The following is a 16,928-nucleotide window of genomic DNA, read 5'->3' on the forward strand; positions in this document are numbered from 1 at the left end:
CGGAGACGGTTGATGAGGACGACGGTGAGCGTGTGTTTGGCGACTGTGGCGCGATTGCCGGTCGCCGCCTTGGTTCTGGCCCTGCTTATGGCCGTGGTTCCGGCGCGCGCGGAGAACTGGACGGTTGCCTCCGAGGACTATTTCCCGCCGTACAATTTCACCGAGCGCGGCAAGCGCACGGGAATGGACACGGAGATCGTCGATGCCATGCTGAAGGACATCGGCGTCTACCCGGTTCACCGCCCCATGGCTTGGCCGGAGGTGGTGCGTGCGCACGACGAGAACGAGGTGGACGTCGCCTTCCAGTTCTTCACGTCGCCGCGCCGATTGGAGCGTGGCCATCTGGTCGGACCCTATCGTGTCGGGGCGACCGTGCTCATGGTCCGCAGCAACTCGGAGATCACCTACACGCGCATCGACGATCTGCAGGGTCTGCGGATCGGCGTCGTCGAGGGCTTCGAGTACACCCCCGAGTTCGACAAATCGTCCCTGTTCGAGAAGGTCCGCAGCAGCAGCAACGTCGTGTCCTTCCGGCGCCTGCTTCTCGGCCGCGTCGATGCCATCGCGGGCGATTTGCAGGTGCTCAAATACCTTGCCGAGAGCGAGGGCCGGGCGAGTGCGGTCAAGATCCTGCCCAAACCGTTGGCCATGGTGCCGCGCTACATATCCGTCCCCAAACTGCGGGCGGAGAAGGCCGAGCGGTTGCAGGCGGCCTACGAGAAGCTCAAGCGGGACGGCACCATCGACGCCATCGTCCGCGCCTGGGAGCGGTAGGACGTGACCGGCGCCGCTCGATACCGGCAATCGCAGGTCGGCAACCGACGACGGCGCGGCTGATGACGGCGCAACCGGCCTCCATGGCGCTCAATGCCTGGAATTCCCGCTGGCTCTTTCCACTCACGGACAGTCTCGTCACTCATTGGCTCCGGACACGACTCAGCAGCGCGGCGAATTCCTGCCGGTCCAGCAGTTCGTCGTGATTGGTGTCCGCCTGTTTGAAAGCCGCATCGACGATGTCAAGAAACTCAAGGGTGTCTATCTTGCCGTCAGCTCCGGCGATGCTCGCGAAGACATCGGCGGGTAGAAATGTTTCGTCGGCGGTCAGAGCGAGATTCTTGTTGCGGTCGAGAATATAGAACACCAGCATTTGGTTGTTCTTGAATTCCATCATGGAGACGCGGCCGTCCTCATCGTCGTCGAGAAGTTCGAAGATCCGGGCGTCGCGTGCATGTTCCATGGAAGCCGTCGCCGCGGTCGCCGCGATGTGCGGGGGGGCTGCCAGAGCCACCATCAATGTGAATGCCATTCGCACCTTCACGGCCATGGCCGATCCCCCCTTTCAGACCAGGATGCTCTGCTTCGTCCTGGTATGGGACCGCAAGCCGGCGTCGTTTCAGAGGAAGCGTACGGTCGCTTTCAGGAATGCTACGGTAACACCGCGTCGCATTACAGCACTCAAAGCCTCTCGCCGTCGGCCATCTGCGGCGGTGGAATGGCAAGTCCGGCCTTGCGCAAGCCGTCAACGATCCGGGCGATGATGTCGGGGTGGATGTTGCGGCGTTCGAATTCGGAAATCGCCTTGATCGGGAAGTTCGGGTCGAGCCGCAGGATTTCGGAGACCGCCTTCGCCGCCTCGGCCCGGTTTCCGGTCTGACCGTGTATCATCGCCAGCGCGACGTGGCCAAGAATGACCTCGCGCCCCAGATTGGCCCGCCGCATCTCGTCGAGCGCGTCCTCGTAGCGACCGTTTACGTAATGATAGGTGGCGATCACGATGCGGTACCAGCTCGGCTGTGCCGGGTTGCGCGTGAAGGCCTCGCGGATCAGTGGAATTCCGCGCTCCCACTCGCCGGTCAAGCTGTAGCAGCGCCCAAGGTCGGCGAGGATCGCGCTGTCGTTCGGGTTGAGCGCGAGCGCCTGCTCGTACGCGGCGATGCTGCGCTGCGGCTCGCGGCGCAGCCACCAGGCAAGCCCGAGCGCCTGATGGGACAACGCGCTGTCCGGAGCCAGCGCCACCGCGCGCTCGGCCAACCGCAGCCCGTCATCGATCGGGTTGGGCCGGGCCGGACTGGGGTTGAAGCCGAGCCGGGCTTCGTCGATGGTGACCATGGCGAGCGCCGCCCAGGCTTCCGGATAGCCGGGGTCGCTCCTGGTCGTCCGTTCGAGGCAATCCCGCACCTCGGCATGGAGGGCGACGCTGAGCTGGCGCCAATACTGGCGGGTGCGCAGAAGGCAGGCGTAGGACGACAGATCCTGCGGCGCGTGCTGTTCGTTCAACCGCGCCTCCGCGCGCTCGATCACGCCGTCCGATTGCGCCAAGGTGCGGGTGACCTGAACGGCGATGTCGTGACGCAGGTCCAACAGCCTGGTCGGCGTGACCGCGCGACGGAAGCTGTCCGACCACAGGTAGCGATGGTCCTTGGCCGCGATCAGCGTGGCCGTCACTTGGATGTAGTCACCGGTTTGAGCGACGCTGCCCTTCAGCAGATAGTCGACACGGGTGGTCGGCACGGCCTCGCGCAGCGCCGGCGCCGATGGGTAGCGGAAGCTGGTGTCGGCGCCGAAGACCAGAAAATCGTCGAAGCGGACAAGCGCCGCGACGAGGTCCTCGGTGATGCCGTCGGCGACGAGGTCGAGCGTCGGATCGCCGGAGCCGTTGGTGAACGGCAGGACCAGCAGGGCCGGACCGCGCACCGCTCGTTGTGGCGCGGCCGGCGCCGTTGCGCGCTCCAGGGCGCTCCTCGACGGGTCGGGAGCGACGCCGCGCCACCCGGCGAAGAGTTCCAGACCGGCCAAGGCCAGAAGCATGACTGCGACCGCGGCGGCCAGCCAGCGGAGCGGGCGGTCGATGCGGCGTCCGAGGATCAGCGGCGCGCGGGATAGGGTCAGCCTCGCACGGGTTGGCACGGATGCCGGACCGGAGGCTTCGTCCGGAAGGTCGGCCCCGGCCGTGACCGGCACCAGGGAGAACTGGGGGACGTAGCCGCCCTTGGGAATGGCGATGCGCAGGGGGTCGGTGGCGCCTTCGGTCAGATAATAATGCTCCAGGGCGCGGCGAAGGCGGCCGGCCTGGATGCGGACCACCGGGTCGAGCAGCGGGTCGAAGCTGGCGTCGCGGTCGAACACGTCCATGGCGATGGTGTAAGCCTTGATGCGGTTGGCGCGCCCGGCCAGAGCCTCCTGCACGATGAATTGCAGAAAGCGGCGGCCACGGGCGGACCCGCGCAGGCTGCGGCTGGCCAGCACGCGCGCCAACGCCGCATCGATGAGCGGTGCCGTGATGGCGGAAGCTGGTAAATCAGTGGCCTGCGGTTCGTCGGAGGCGTGAAGCACGAGCGCCCTCCTTCCGTTAAGTCCATCCGGCAGCCGTGCCCTTAGGACAAGGGGTTGCTACACCATGCGGTCCATGCCGGGACGGTCCACATTAGCCAAGCGCTGGGGCCGGGCACTGGAAGCTGTAGACGTCATGATCACGAGGCGCACGACACAACATCGAGAAAATTTGTTCGAATGCACAGCAAGTTTCCGCGCATGAGCGGCGGGTGCGATCATTGCAGAAACCCATGCCGGACAAGGGCAGTGCGCAGTTTATTCCTAAGAAATGGAGACTGGAACACTCACTGACGGTATAGCCGCTTCACGCCCACGCCCTGGCTTCATTACTTCCTTCGGAATGGTAGTCCTTACCTTTTTCGTGACGCGCACAACGCCGCTCTTTTTGCCTGTTACGGTATCAAAGCCAACCGTTTCACCCTTCAAGGCGGCGGACGATCCGGTGCAGGTTGGTCAAGAGCAAAGTCCGGAACAAGGCAGGCACCCCGGCGCTCTTCCAGAACCGGGGAGACTCGCCCATGTCGGACAAGCTGCGGCACGTCGTGGAGCGGTTCCCGGATTTGGAGGAGATGATCAAACAACACAGCGCGGACAACCGGTTCTTTCGCAGTCTCTGCGAAGACTACGGAGAGGCCGTCGAGATTTTGCGGGGTTGGGAGGCGTCGAACAGCGGGCGACGCTCGAAACGCACCGCCGCGTGCCGCGCTCTTATCGCGGATCTTGAGCAGGAAATTCTGCTCGAACTCCAGAGCCGGATCGATGGTGTATGACCATCGGCCGGCTGCCGCCAAGTCTGTTCGCCGTTTTCTGTTTGCCGTTTTTGCCAATGAACCGCCAGTCCCGTCACGGATCACACCCAACACCCGTCCGCGAGGATGATGAGCATGGCAAAGAAACTGAAGACCGCCCATCGCGTGGAGTGCGCGCAACCAAAGCTCAAGCGGCGGGATTATGAAAGAGCGCTTGCGGAACTTCATGTCGAACTGGTGAAGCTGCAACAATGGGTTGTTCACAAAGGTATGAAGGTCTGCATCGTCTTCGAGGGGCGTGACACCGCCGGCAAGGGCGGAACCATCAAGGCCATCACCGAGCGTGTGAGCCCACGCGTGTTCCGCGTTGTCGCCTTGCCCACGCCGACCGAACGTGAAAAGTCGCAAATGTACATTCAGCGCTACATCCCGCACCTGCCCGCCGCCGGGGAAGTCATCATCTTCGACCGGAGCTGGTACAACCGCGCCGGAGTCGAGCGGGTGATGGGCTTCTGCACCGAGGAGCAGGCGAAGCGGTTTCTCGACGCCGTCCCGAGCGTGGAGAAGGCCATCATCGAGTCCGGGGTGGTTCTGCTGAAATACTGGCTCGAAGTCAGCCCGAAGGAGCAGACGCGCCGCCTTGAAGCACGGATCAACGATGGGCGGAAGGTCTGGAAGCTGTCGCCAATGGATTTGAAATCCTACGGCCACTGGTACGACTATTCGCGTGCCCGCGACGACATGTTCGCGGAGACCGACACCTCCTGGGCGCCGTGGTTCGTCGCGCGGTCGGACGACAAGAGGCGCGCGCGCCTGAACATCATCCGCCACATGCTCGACCACATCCCCTACGAAGAGCTGCCCAGGGAAACCGTGAAGCTGCCCAAGCGCCAGGACCCGGACGGCTACGAGAGCCCCAACTACCCCTTGAAGGTCATTCCGGAGCTGCAGTGGCCCACGGAGTGAGGCCGAACGGTCACTTTGGGTCAGCGCCTTGGGTCAGCGCCGCCGCCGCACGAGCCACAGGCGAACCGACCACAGGCCGGCGGCGAGAAGTCCGGCCACTACGGCAAAAAGGGCGACGTCGCCGACACCCGGCCGTGAGAGGCGACCACTCTCCCACGCCGTGCGGACCTTCTCCAAATCCTCCCTCAGCGAGGGGAGGGGGAGCGCGGCGAGGTCGTCCACGGGAAGGGACCCCAGAATACGCCGCGGGTCCGCCACCCCCCGCCATCGGCTGTCCAACGGCAGGCTCTCGGCAAGCCGGCCGATCTCACCCTCGTCCGTGAAGAATTGCGGATCGAGCGTCAGCGGGAACAGGGTCGTCTCGCCCCGCATGCGCAGCTCGATCATCGCGTTCACGTCGTTGCAGACGCCCAGCGCGTAGTAGCCACCGAACGGCAGCTCCGGATGGCGCCGTTTGATCGTGTCGTAGGCGCGCACAATGACGCCGGCGAGGCGGATCACCTCCATCGCCTCCTCCCCACGGTAGTGGTGCGCCACCCTGCCCATGACCCAGGCCTGATCGCGAGTCACGCTCGGGCGGAACACGGCCTGGCCGTCGATTCCGAAATAGAAGGACAGATCCGCGTTGACCACCGGGCCGCGGACGACGAGTTCGTGCTGGGAATGGCTGACCGGAACCAGAAGGTTGCGGTCCGTCCCGGGGACCGGCAGTCGGGTGTCGATCCAGAACGGCGTCAGGACGTCGCGGCCCTGATAGATCAGGTCGCCAAAATTGGCGAAATACCGTGAATCGCGAACCTCCACGTCATGGCCGCTCCGCGCCAACGCTTCCACCAGGGCGCGGGGCGTGTCCAGCGATTGGCCGTCAAGGACGACCCGGTGGCGTCGCCCGCCATCCGGCGCGTTCAGGGAAAGGCGGTTGAGCAGTTCGGCCAGACGCAGGCCATCGGCGTAGCGTTCGGCCAGCGCGGGATCGACGCGGTCGCCGGCTTCCAGCCCAAAACCCAGAGGGCGCAGATAGGCATCCAGCGCCGGAGGGGTGCCGGCGGCGGGAATGCCCAGCCCCTCGTCGATCGTCGCCTCGGCCGCCGTCTCAACCGCCTTCTCGGCCGGCGCCTTCTCGACCGGCGCGGGCTCCGGTGCGAGGTCATCGTCGCTGGGACGGTCCAGCATCGCCCCAGCAAGCCGCACGGACCGGCCCATTCCCTGCACGGTCAGCCCGGGAAACCGGTCCAGCCCCTCGAAATCCTTGCCGAGGATCATCTCGCGCAGCCGCTTGATCTCATCCGGCCCCAGAATGCCGCCCGCCTTCGGATTGCGCCCCAGGCGCCGGTACAGGGCTTCCACGAAATCCGGATTCCGGGCCAGCTCGGACATGACTTGCGAGACGGGCAGCCATGGCGCCTCGTCCGCCCGCAGAGACGCGGAGCACAGCAGGATACCGGACAGAATGAGAGCGGAAACGGCGCTCGCCAGACCCGCCATCATGGGAGCCGCCATCATCGGGTCCGGCTCGCGACGCGCGGGGCGCTGGCGCCCGGCGGCCCACACGCGTTGCGTTTCGTGCAGGATTCATCCCAATGGAGGAGAAGGATGCGGCGCACCTCCTCGATGGTGCGCGGATCGGACTGCGTCGAGTGCCCGGAACGCACGACATACTCGGATTCGACCCCGTCGATGTGGGCGCTTTTGTATTCCACGACGCCATCGTCGCCGGTTTCGACGGGTCCGTCGCCGCGCACCGCGATGATCGAGTGCGCCTTGACCCCCTCGGCGATGGGTATGTGCGCCAGGGTCTGGACCAGCAGGCTGCCGGGGGTCATGGCGTGGACGCTGCCAAACCCTGTTTGCCCGGCAAGCGTGGTGCTGGCGCTGTCCAGCTGGCCGATCTCCGAGGTCACTCTCAGGATGCGCCCCGGCAATCGCACCAGGCTCGCGACGAATTGGCTGATCCGGTTGCCGGCGACATAGCTGCCGCCGTGCGGCGTGGCGATGAAGACGAGGCGCTTGACCGACGGAACCGGCTTCACGAACAGGGCGCGTGTCAGAAGATCGCGCGCTTCCCGGTCGAGCGGAAGCTGGTCGGGCGGCTTGCGGAACGCCGCGTTCCATAGCTGGGCGCCGGTGTTCACCGCCGCCATCTTGGTCAGCAGCCCCCCCTGGCTGTGTCCGATGACGACAATCTCGTGCAGCGCCGGTTCCCGCCCGGACGGGTCCAGGGTGGACACCGCTTCCTGCAGTGCGTCACGCAGCAACAGGGCGGAATAGGGAACGGGATTGCCGGTCTCGTAGCTGAAGAACCAGAACTGGAAGCGGTCGCGGATGCGCGGGTCGCTTCTCAGATCGTTCAGCATCTCGGCCCAGCGCACCGGGCTCGATGCCGTCCCGTGGACGAAGACGACGGGAATGCGGCCGGACCGGTACGGTTCCAGCGCGACGAGGCGGGACGGCACCTTGTCCAGCAGGCCGCCGCGCAGGAAGCCGCCGAACTCGAATTCCCAGACCGGCATGCCGTCCAGCATGTAGGCCAGCGTGGCGGTGTGCTCGACCTCCAGCGGCACCGGTTGGCGGTCGATCAGCACCGCTTCGGTTTCCGACGCGGGATAGAGTTCAAGTTGCGCGCGCACCTGCCCGCCCATGATCTGGCGCCAGGGATCGGGAATGCGCAGCAGCGCGGTCACGGGCGTCTTGACGCGCGGGGCGACCTGGAAGCCCTTCGCCAGGGTGCCCTGCGTGGTCCCCGCCGCCAAGGGAGCGCCGATGCCGGGTTGGCGATAACGGGCGTCGAGGCCGTGAACCTGCAGCTCGGCGACCGGAAAGAAGCCGGTCAGCTGGCGCCCGCCCCACGCCAGTTCCCGAGGATCGAAGGCCACGTCCAACTCACCGAACGGCAGCGGGTGGCGGGCCTCCCGAATGGCGATGCCGGTTCGGTCCTCCGTCGACAGCCCGGAGGTCAGGCCACGGTTGTACAGGTCGGTGGCCAGCCGAAACCGGGGATCGTAGGGGCTGGGCGGCTGGTCCAGTCCTCCCGGAAAGAGAAACGCGTAGGCGTAGAGGGCGGACGCCAGATAATAGGGCGGCCCTCCCCGCTCCTCGGCGTGCAGGAACGACATCTCGGCCAAGGCGAAGATCTCGTCGGCGCCGCCATGCCCCTGCGTGACCAGCGCGCGGAGATCGGCCATGGCGTTCTCCGGTTGCGTCAGGAAGCGGTCCGTCAGGGACCACCGGCGCAGCACGTTGTGGCTCGGATCGCTGAGCGCGTGCGCCGACAGGACGTTGTGCGTGAGCTGCTGGTGGACGGTGCCGTGGTCCACGCGTTCGACGCTGACCGCCGTCGCGCATCCCCCGGCAAGAAGCGTCCAGACCAGCAGGACCGCGGCGGCGAAGCCCCTCGGAAGGGGCGGGCGCCTCATCCCGCGGGCTTCTGCGCCGCCCGTCGCCACTGGCCGGGCATCCTGGCTTGCGTGCACTCCCATGCCCTCCGCCCGTGCTCTTGGCCCCCACCCTTCGACTGCCTTCGCGAGGACCGCCGTTCAGAACCAGCTCTCAGAACCAGCTCTTGCGCGCCGGCTCGATCGACACCGCGAGGGCTTCGCTGACGACTGCGGTGATCGTGTCGCCGACCTTCAGCGAGGGAAGCTTCGCCTGACGGGCGGGGTCCGTCACGTTGACGGTGTAGACCTCGCCGCCGTTGGGATTGACGAGGTCGATGCTGTTCGCGCCGAGGTCGATGCCGACGACCAGCCCGCTGAGCCGCGTCACCTGCACCCCGATGCCGCCCGGCGCCTCGACCGAGCGCGCGACCGTCTGCTGGATCTCGTCCTCGGGCACGGGCGCACCGGGTTGGGACACCATGAAGGCCACGGAGCGGTAGAACTGCGCGTCGACGGTGTCTCCCACCTTCAGCATCTCCAATCGCACCGCCGGCCCGGCCATGACGGTGACTGGCGTGCCCGACCGTCCGGCCAGCGTGACCTTCCGCTTGGACGCATCGATGTCCGTGATTTTCGCGTGGAGCGTGACGGCGGCACTTTCCGGAATGACGTTCGTCAGAACGGGCCTGTCCTGCGCCGACGCCGGGTGCGGAACGGTGCCCGGCACCAAGAGTACGCCGCAGAGGATGCCCACTGCGGTGGCGGTGACCGTTGGCAAGGTTGCACGACGCTTCATGCTGTCCTCCTGTCTTGCCCGGCATGCTCCAGCGCCGTCTTCAAAGCGCGAAGTTGGGGGGCGGATCTGGGGCCGTCCGGTGTGGTGCGTTGTTGTCCACAGCCAAGTCCTGTAGCCCGAGACGCCGGCTCTGACGAGTATTCTACAGTAGCCTGGACTTCGCTGATCCCTGCCGTCGGCCCGACTGTTCAGGAAACGCCCAGCCCGTTGACGAGCGTAAGCATCGGACGGCTTCCGCGGTCTCGGTTACCGTAATGGATGTTACGGTAGCGTACTTGGCGCGATCACCGTGTTCCACCCAACAGGGCCTCGACCGGTTCCGGGCGCACCGGCAACCCACCGGCAACTTGGGGCAGCGTTACCGTAGCGGCCCGCATCGACCGTGGCTGCTACTTTCAATGGCTCCGCTCCACGCGGCTCAATGGCTCCAGGCCTTTCATCAATGCCGCCGGCGCGGCGTCCGGGGCAGGAGGCGGGGCAGGAGGGATATCGATGAACGGACCCAGGTGGCTGATACGGTCGGCGCTGTGCCCGGTGCTCTGCGTTTTCGCCCTGGTCGGTTTCGCCCTGGTCGGGCCGGCCTTCGGGGCCGAGGCGCCACCGTCCGACAGTCCGCCGCAAGCGGTCGAGCAGGACGAGCCGGAAGATTCGGCAATCGACGACGAGGCGATGACCGTCCTGACGCGCATGGCCGACACGCTCGCCCAGACCCAGCGCTTCACCGTGACCATCCGGGCCAGCTACGACGTGGTTCAGGACACGGGGGAAAAGATCACGTTCAGCGAGAGGCGCGCCCTCACCCTGAACCGCCCCGACGGGCTGCGGGTCGAAGCGCAGGAAAGCGATGGGAAGCGGTCGCTGGTGACGTTCGACGGCAAGGCGATCTCCGTGTTCAACCCGGACGAGAACGTCTATGCCCAGATCGAACGGGCCGGCACGATCGACGACGCCGTGCGCTATCTGGTTCAGGATCTTCGGGTGCGGCTGCCGCTGGCGCTGCTGCTGGTCAGCACGCTGCCGGACGAGCTGGAGCAACGCCTTCAGACGCTCGACTATGTGGAGCGGGACATGCTCACGGCGGTGCCGACCGATCACTTGGCGGGGCGCACCGAGGATGTCGACTTCCAGATATGGATCGCCACCGAAGGCCCGCCGCTGCCGGAGCGCGTGACCATCACCTACAAGGCCGACGAGGGCGAGCCGCAATACCGGGCCGAATTCTCCGACTGGAATCTCAACCCGGACGTCCAGCCGGCGCAACTCGCCTTCCATCCTCCGGACGGCGCGGAACGCATTCCGGTCATGATCCGTGTCCGCCGCAACGCGGCCGGCGGTTCGGAAGGAGCGCCGAAATGAACACGCCAACTTCACGAATTGCCATTTCCATCGCCGCATCCCTGCTGCTGGTGGCCGGATCGGTCGCGGATGCCTATGCCCGCGGCGGAGGAGGTCGCGGCGGCGGCGGTGGCCGAGCGGGCGGAGGGGGTTATTCCCGGTCCGGTCCGGCGGCGGGTGGCGGCTTTTCCGCTCAACGTTCCTCGGCGGGACGATCCACGGCGGGAGTGGGGGCTCGTCAGGCCGGTGCCACCCAGCGGTCGAGCGACCGGATGGCCTCCGCACAGACGGCGTCCCGGCAGTCCGGCGCTACGGAGCGTTCCGCGCAGCGCGCCGAGACGAAGCAGACGCGCACGGAAGCCCGGGCCGACACGCGCACTTCGGGCCAGCAGGAGCGGACCGAGCGGCAGGGCCAGCGCCAGCAGGGCCAGACCGAACGCACGGAAGCCCGCCAGCAAGGCCAGACCGAACGCACGGAATCGCGGGCCTACGCGGCGCAGAACATCGCCAACGACTGGGATGGTCATCATTATGACGACGATGATGACGATTGGGGCTGGGCCCTTGCGGGTGCGGCGGTGGGAGCGACCGCCGGCTACATCGCCGGTGCCGCCACGGCGGGTCCCAACTACGTGACGGTGCTTCCCTGCACGCCCACCGTCGTGCCGTACGGCGGCGTCAGCTATTACGGCTGCGGTGGAACCTGGTACAACCGCAGCTATGTGGACGGAAGCGTCACCTACGTCACCGTCACTGCGCCGCCCGGTTACTGACCGCTGTGAGGGTTGTCATGGCGCGGACGCTTCCGCCCTGCCAGCCCCCGCCGATCCGTCATCACTCCGGTGATGTGCCAGCCGTCAGGGTCCGGATGCGTGCGATGATGTGGTCGACATGCGGTCGCACCCCCGGCGCGAGATCGCTCCAATCCTCCCGCTCCTCGCCGAGATAGGCCGCCCGGGCGTGCGCCAGAACGCGCCGGTGTTCCTCGGGCAGGCGCGCGAGCGCCCAATCGGCGGCCTGATCCTTCGGGAGGATCTCGCCGGTCGTGAGCGTCGTCCAGATGCGCGCCAGGGTCAGCAGCCCGTTTCGTCTGTCGTCCCCCTCTTCGATGCCCGGAATCAGGATCGGCACCATGTCCATCATGGCCCGGACGAGATCCGCGCGCGGCACCGGGCCGAGGACCGAGTCGACGGGCGGGCCGAAGAGCGGCAGGGCTCCGCGGCGGGCCGTCTCGATCAGGACGGCGACGTCGGGATCCCGGCACGGCCATTCGGGCATGCCGCCCCGCTCGAACTCGGCGCGCATCCATTCGCCATACTGAAGCTCAAGGCAACCGGGGTGACGCCATGGGGTCAGGGCCGGGCGGGCGAGGATGGTGAGTTCGATGGGGCGGCCCGGCCCGCCGACGGCGGTGCTTCCCGAGATCGGCAGAAGCTGACGGATGATCGCGACGCGCTCAGTGTTTGACAGCGATCGCTCGGTGACGACGAGGATGTCGAGATCGCTGTTCGGGCGCAGGCCGCCCGCGACCGCCGATCCGTAGAGATACGCGGCTGAGGCGCCGCCGCCGATAACGTCGCGAACAACCGCCGCAGCGGCAACGGTCTGCTCGCAGGATCGTGGTTCATGCGCCAGGAACGGTATCATGGCCATCAGAATGCCAGCCACGCCGCAGCATGACAACGTCACGGCATGACAAAGGCTGGCCAAGCTTCACGATTGTCCTTTACGCAGTCGTTGGCGATGCCCGTGACGAGGACGCGCCTGCCATCCAGCGGGATCGGCGGCATGGCGAGAACGTCCCCGTCAGCGCATGACCACCTCAGCGCATGACCGCCTCAGAGCATGACCGCCGCGGGTCACTGGGTGCCGCTTTGCTGGGTGGACCCCTGCTGGACGCCGCGCTGGTAGGCCGAGGCCTCGGTCCGCTTGTGATAGTCGTAGAGCAGACCGCCGGCCAGACCGGCACCGGCGCCGATGGCCGCACCCATGCCGGCGTTGCCGGCGATGGCGCCGATCAGCGCTCCGCCGGCAGCACCTCCGGTCGTGCCGGTGAGCGCGCGCTGCTGGGTCGGTGACATGTCGGCGCACGCTGCAAGGGGAAGCGCGACGACGGCGACGCGGAGGATTTGTGTGGGTTTCATGGTCTTTCCCATCCTGGTTGGCCTTTGATCGAAGGCCGTGGACCGCGGCGGAGGAAGCGGATGCCGGCGGGATCAGGCGCGGCAGGGGTAGCGCTGGGACAGGAAGCGGAACAGCCCATCCACCGGCGGCGTGTCCATCAGCTTGGGATTCTGCTTTGCCCAGGTGACGAAAGCGGAAACGGCGTCGTTGCGCGACGGTGGTGGCGTCGGCGCGCACACCAGCTGGCGCTTGCCTTCGGCGGCCGTTACGACCTGATGGTATTGATAGGCGCCGACGGCGAAACCGTGGCAGAAATGGAGCGCCGCGATACCGGTCGGGTCGTTTGGCGTGGCTTCGCACAGCCGCACAAGGTCGCCCGTGGTGCGGACCTGAAAATTGGTTTCCGTGGGGGCCGGCCCCATCTGCGCGTTCGCGGCGGTGATCACCGTCGCCGTCAGGGCAACGGCCAGAGCGACCTTGGTTCGGTGTTTCATGGTTTGCTCCCAGCGCTTTTTGTGGGCGGCTTTTTGTAAGCGGATTTTCAGGGACAGGAGACGCTTCCCCGACGAACCGGCCGGCCCGATGCGAAATCGATGGACCGCCGATCGGATGGACGGGGTGCACAGGTCGGGGGCGAGAATTTAACTCGCAAGACACTGTGCTTTGGAAGGTAGCATTCCTCCAAGCCAAAGCGCAGTCATGCTACGGTAACGCCCACCGTATCGGTCATGTGAAGAGGGTCATCTTCTGTTCATTATGCCAATGAACGAGCCGAATTTACCCCCTTGCAGGGCGCATTATTACTTAATGAAAGAAAAATTCCATAAAATTATTAAACAAAAACACACAAAGACCCGCTGGGTTGGGTTTGCCAAAATCCGAATCTCATTCATGAAAAATTCAAAGCCCGAATCCCCACCGGAAGACGGTGCCGCCGCACTGTTTCGGGAATGAACCACCAAGGGAAAGCAGCCTGATACGGTAACAGCGCCAACAGTTGCATGCTTCAACGCGGCGGATGATGCGGTGCAGTATTTCCCGTGTCTTAAAGCCCGTGTCTTAAAGCCAGTGTCGAAGCCAGCGCCTTGGCCCCTCACGTTCTCATCATGGGTCGGTATCCGCAGCGCCGGCGTCGCAACGCCTTCGCGGATGCAAAGAAGCCGGTCGGCACAGCGAACGCACAGCCGGCGCAGGAGCGTACAGCCAAAGAGGACATGTGATGAAAAATCGGCGGGTGCGTCCCCTGACGGAACAGCAGCCTCTGGCGAGCTGGTTTTCCGCCTGGACCGCGGCATTTCCCTTTCTCGGCTCCTTCGTCGAACCCGCAGAAAACGGGACCGCAGCAAAATCAACAGGGGTGAAACAGGCGGGGGCAAAGCCGGTCGAAGAGAGTGTGGCCGGGAAAGACACGGATGGTGGTTGGCCAACGCCGGCTTTCCCCAACCCGTTCAATCTTCCCAACCCGTTTCAGGACGCTTTCGACTATGGCGTCGATGCCATGCAGCGCTGGGTCCTGTTCCTGGATGTCCTGCGGCGCCGCGGCGACCAGTTCATGGACCACGCCGATAAAGGAAAGCCACCCGTCCTGTCCTTCCCGTACGAGGTCGTGATGGAGGGACGAAAGCTGAAGCGGCCGTGCAATTACATGCTGCTTCGCATTCTGCCGGACCCCGCCGTCGGCATGGACCCGGCCAAGCGCCCGTTCGTGATCGTCGATCCGCGCGCCGGTCACGGGCCCGGGATCGGCGGCTTCAAGCCGGACAGCCAGATCGGCACCGCTCTACGCGCCGGCCACCCCTGCTACTTCATCGGTTTCCATCCTGAACCAGAGCCGGGCCAGACCCTCGCCGACGTGGGTGAAGCCGAGGCCTTCTTCATCGAGCATGTCGGAAAACTGCACGACAATGCGGGCGGCAAGCCGTGCGTCATCGGCAATTGCCAGGCCGGCTGGGCGGTGATGGCGCTGAGCGCGGTCCGGCCCGACCTGATGGGACCGATCATCATCGCGGGCTCACCGCTGTCCTATTGGGCTGGCGTGAAGGGGCGGAACCCGATGCGCTACCTCGGCGGGCTCTATGGCGGCGCCTGGCTCGCCGCCCTGGCCAGCGATCTCGGCAACGGCCGCTTCGACGGGGCGCATCTGGTCGGCAACTTCGAGAAGCTGGACCCGGCCAACACCTATTGGAAGAAGGCGTACAACCTGTACGCCCATATCGACACGGAAGCGGACCGGTACCTTGAATTCGAAAAGTGGTGGAGCGGCTTCTTCCTGATGAACGGGGAGGAGATTGAGGCCATCACCGACGAGCTGTTCGTCGGCAACAAGATGACCAGCGGCGGCATCGTCCGGAACGGGCGCCGGCTGGATTTGCGCAACATCCGCTCGCCCATCCTGGTCTTCGCGTCCTTCGGCGACAACATCACGCCGCCGCAACAGGCGCTGGGCTGGATCCTCGACCTCTACAGCGACGTCGAGGACATCCGGGCCCACGAGCAGACCATCGTCTACAACCTCCATCACGACATCGGGCACCTGGGCATCTTCGTGTCCGGCCGCGTCGCCCGCAAGGAAACGTCGGAGTTCGTCGAAAACATCGACTTCATCGACCTGCTGCCACCCGGTCTCTACGAGATGATCCTCCAGCCGAAGGACCCGAATGTCCCCGGCGCCGATCTGGTCGCGGGCGATTACGTGACGCGGTTCGAGCCGCGCACGCTCGACGACATCCGTGGGCTTGGCGGCAACACGCCGGAGGACGACCGGCGCTTCGCCGCGGTGGCCCGCATCTCGGACATCAACAAGGGTCTGTACGCCACCTTCGTCCGGCCCTGCATCCAGGCGACCGTCAACGAGCCCTTCGCCGAATGGCTGCGTATGATGAACCCGGCGCGCAGCCAGTATTACCTGTTCTCGCGCCTCAACCCCTTCATGGCGCCGGTCGGCCCCATGGCCGACTGGGTGCGCGAGCACCGCAGCCCGGTGAGCCCGGACAACCCGTACCTGAGCGCGCAGAACCGCGTCTCGGACGAGATCGTGCAGGGGCTTGACCGCTGGCGGGACGCGCGCGACGGCGCCGTCGAGCGCCTGTTCATGGGCCTCTACAACGCACCGCTCCTTCAGGCTCTGGTCGGGCTGGCCGCGCCGGGCGAGGACGCGCGGCCGCCGCATGTCCGCGACGAGGCGTTCGAAGCCCTGGTCGAGAAGCGGATGGCCGAGATCATGGCCCGCGTCGAGGAAGGCGGTGTGCGGGAGGCGCTGTTCCGCGTCCTGATCCACGCGCGGCGCGGCGAAGGCGCCCTCGACGAGCGCGCCTTCCAGATGCTGCGGAAAATCCGTGAGGAGCATTCCGGCACCCAGCACCTGACCGTCGACGCCGTTCGCGCGGTCTTCCGCGAACAGGTCTTCCTGATGCTGATGGACGAAGCCGCGGCGATGAGCGCGCTGCCCAAGCTTCTGTCCGGCGAGAAGGAGCGCAAGGAGGTGATGGCGCTGGCGGAGCGCGTTCTGGAGGCATCCGGACCGCTGACCCCAGACCAGCGCGCCCGCCTGCGGCAGGTGGACGCCCTTCTGCACAACAAGGAGGAGCGTATCGAGGCCGGGCGCGAACCACCCCTGCGCGTGCTGCCCGGGGCCGGCGGATCGTCGCTGGGCAAGGCCGCCACCGACATCAGCAGGGCGGACACGCAGCGCGGCGTGATGGGCACCGCGAAGGCCAAGTGAACCCGGCGCCGACGCACAAGGCTGACAAACAACAAGGGGAACGCATCATGAGCAACATTGATCAGAGCAAGGCGGCCACGGCCGTCCCCGACATCGGCGATGACCTGATCTCGCCCGCCGAACTCCGGAAGCTCGCCGAGGAGCACGAGATGGCGCTGCTCCAGGAAGCCCTGGAGCGGGAAAAGAAGCACATGAAGGAACAGGACACCGTCCGCGAAGCCTTCATGAACCAGCACATCCGCCCCGACGCCAAGGAGCGGTTCACGCGCGCGGTGCGCGACGCCGCGTCGCGCGGCGTGAAGGAAATCCAGATTGCGCGCTTCCCGAGCAGCTACTGCACCGACGGTGGCCGGGCGATCAACAATTTCGAGCCGGACTGGCCGAATTCCCTGACCGGCTTCGCTCGCGAAGCCTACGAGGTCTTCGACAAGACCCTGCGGGCCAAGGGCTACAAGTTGCGGGCGCAGATCCTGGACTATCCCGGCGGCATGCCGGGGGATGTCGGACTCTATCTGCGCTGGTGAGGAGGG

The 16,928-nt window shown here is 66.0% G+C and carries 15 protein-coding genes; 7 read left to right on the forward strand and 8 right to left on the reverse strand.

The genetic code is table 11. The features are described from left to right. Positions 1-12: 12 nt before the first annotated feature. The gene (locus ACWPXE_RS18295) at positions 13-774 is read left to right on the forward strand and encodes a substrate-binding periplasmic protein (RefSeq protein WP_454018918.1); all 762 of its coding nucleotides are present in this window, start codon (positions 13-15) and stop codon (positions 772-774) included. Positions 775-916: 142 nt separating this feature from the next. On the opposite strand, the gene ACWPXE_RS18300 is transcribed toward ACWPXE_RS18295, so the two are convergent. After that, the gene (locus ACWPXE_RS18300) at positions 917-1,324 is read right to left on the reverse strand and encodes a hypothetical protein (protein WP_454018919.1); all 408 of its coding nucleotides are present in this window, start codon (positions 1,322-1,324) and stop codon (positions 917-919) included. 131 nt (positions 1,325-1,455) lie between these two features. Further along, entirely contained in the window at positions 1,456-3,333 is a 1,878-nt protein-coding gene (locus ACWPXE_RS18305; RefSeq protein WP_454018920.1) for a tetratricopeptide repeat protein, read from the reverse strand. Positions 3,334-3,851: 518 nt separating this feature from the next. Here ACWPXE_RS18305 and ACWPXE_RS18310 point away from each other — a divergent pair. Next, positions 3,852-4,103: a hypothetical protein gene (locus ACWPXE_RS18310; RefSeq protein ID WP_014239554.1), complete on the forward strand. Its 252-nt coding sequence runs from the start codon at positions 3,852-3,854 to the stop codon at positions 4,101-4,103. Between the two features lie 114 nt (positions 4,104-4,217). Continuing rightward, on the forward strand, positions 4,218-5,048 hold the full coding sequence (gene ppk2 / locus ACWPXE_RS18315; RefSeq protein WP_454018921.1) for a polyphosphate kinase 2: 831 nt from the start codon (positions 4,218-4,220) through the stop codon (positions 5,046-5,048). Positions 5,049-5,081: 33 nt separating this feature from the next. On the opposite strand, the gene ACWPXE_RS18320 is transcribed toward ppk2, so the two are convergent. The 3 genes from ACWPXE_RS18320 to ACWPXE_RS18330 form a co-directional block, all read right to left on the reverse strand. Then, positions 5,082-6,551, reverse strand: coding sequence for a hypothetical protein (locus ACWPXE_RS18320; protein WP_454018922.1), 1,470 nt, complete (start codon positions 6,549-6,551; stop codon positions 5,082-5,084). Beyond that, the gene (locus ACWPXE_RS18325; protein WP_454018923.1) at positions 6,548-8,461 is read right to left on the reverse strand and encodes an esterase/lipase family protein; all 1,914 of its coding nucleotides are present in this window, start codon (positions 8,459-8,461) and stop codon (positions 6,548-6,550) included. Before ACWPXE_RS18325 ends, ACWPXE_RS18320 begins: the two co-directional genes overlap by 4 nt. Before the next feature lie 133 nt (positions 8,462-8,594). Then, on the reverse strand, positions 8,595-9,218 hold the full coding sequence (locus ACWPXE_RS18330; protein WP_454018924.1) for a hypothetical protein: 624 nt from the start codon (positions 9,216-9,218) through the stop codon (positions 8,595-8,597). A gap of 492 nt (positions 9,219-9,710) precedes the next feature. Between ACWPXE_RS18330 and ACWPXE_RS18335 the strand changes: the two genes are divergently transcribed. Then, positions 9,711-10,574, forward strand: a complete 864-nt coding sequence (locus tag ACWPXE_RS18335) for a DUF2092 domain-containing protein (RefSeq protein WP_454018925.1) — start codon at positions 9,711-9,713, stop codon at positions 10,572-10,574. Between the two features lie 251 nt (positions 10,575-10,825). Continuing rightward, complete coding sequence (locus ACWPXE_RS18340) at positions 10,826-11,326, forward strand: hypothetical protein (RefSeq protein WP_454018926.1); 501 nt, start codon at positions 10,826-10,828, stop codon at positions 11,324-11,326. Positions 11,327-11,387: 61 nt separating this feature from the next. Here the strand turns inward: ACWPXE_RS18340 and ACWPXE_RS18345 are convergent, their stop codons facing one another. The 3 genes from ACWPXE_RS18345 to ACWPXE_RS18355 all read right to left on the reverse strand — a co-directional run bounded on the left by ACWPXE_RS18345 (position 11,388) and on the right by ACWPXE_RS18355 (position 13,171). Beyond that, positions 11,388-12,263, reverse strand: coding sequence for an aminoglycoside adenylyltransferase family protein (locus ACWPXE_RS18345; protein WP_454018927.1), 876 nt, complete (start codon positions 12,261-12,263; stop codon positions 11,388-11,390). Positions 12,264-12,412: 149 nt separating this feature from the next. Further along, entirely contained in the window at positions 12,413-12,697 is a 285-nt protein-coding gene (locus ACWPXE_RS18350) for a glycine zipper family protein (protein ID WP_237904145.1), read from the reverse strand. A gap of 72 nt (positions 12,698-12,769) precedes the next feature. After that, complete coding sequence (locus ACWPXE_RS18355; protein WP_103038961.1) at positions 12,770-13,171, reverse strand: Rap1a/Tai family immunity protein; 402 nt, start codon at positions 13,169-13,171, stop codon at positions 12,770-12,772. Positions 13,172-14,175: 1,004 nt separating this feature from the next. Here ACWPXE_RS18355 and ACWPXE_RS18360 point away from each other — a divergent pair. Further along, positions 14,176-16,398 (forward strand): DUF3141 domain-containing protein, encoded by a 2,223-nt coding sequence (locus ACWPXE_RS18360; protein WP_454018928.1) that lies wholly within the window; start codon positions 14,176-14,178, stop codon positions 16,396-16,398. 47 nt (positions 16,399-16,445) lie between these two features. Continuing rightward, positions 16,446-16,922 carry a hypothetical protein gene (locus ACWPXE_RS18365; RefSeq protein ID WP_454018929.1) on the forward strand — a complete coding sequence of 159 codons (477 nt, stop codon included), beginning with the start codon at positions 16,446-16,448 and terminating at the stop codon, positions 16,920-16,922. The last annotated feature ends 6 nt before the right edge of the window (positions 16,923-16,928 follow it).

This window comes from Azospirillum sp. Marseille-Q6669, assembly GCF_965111635.1.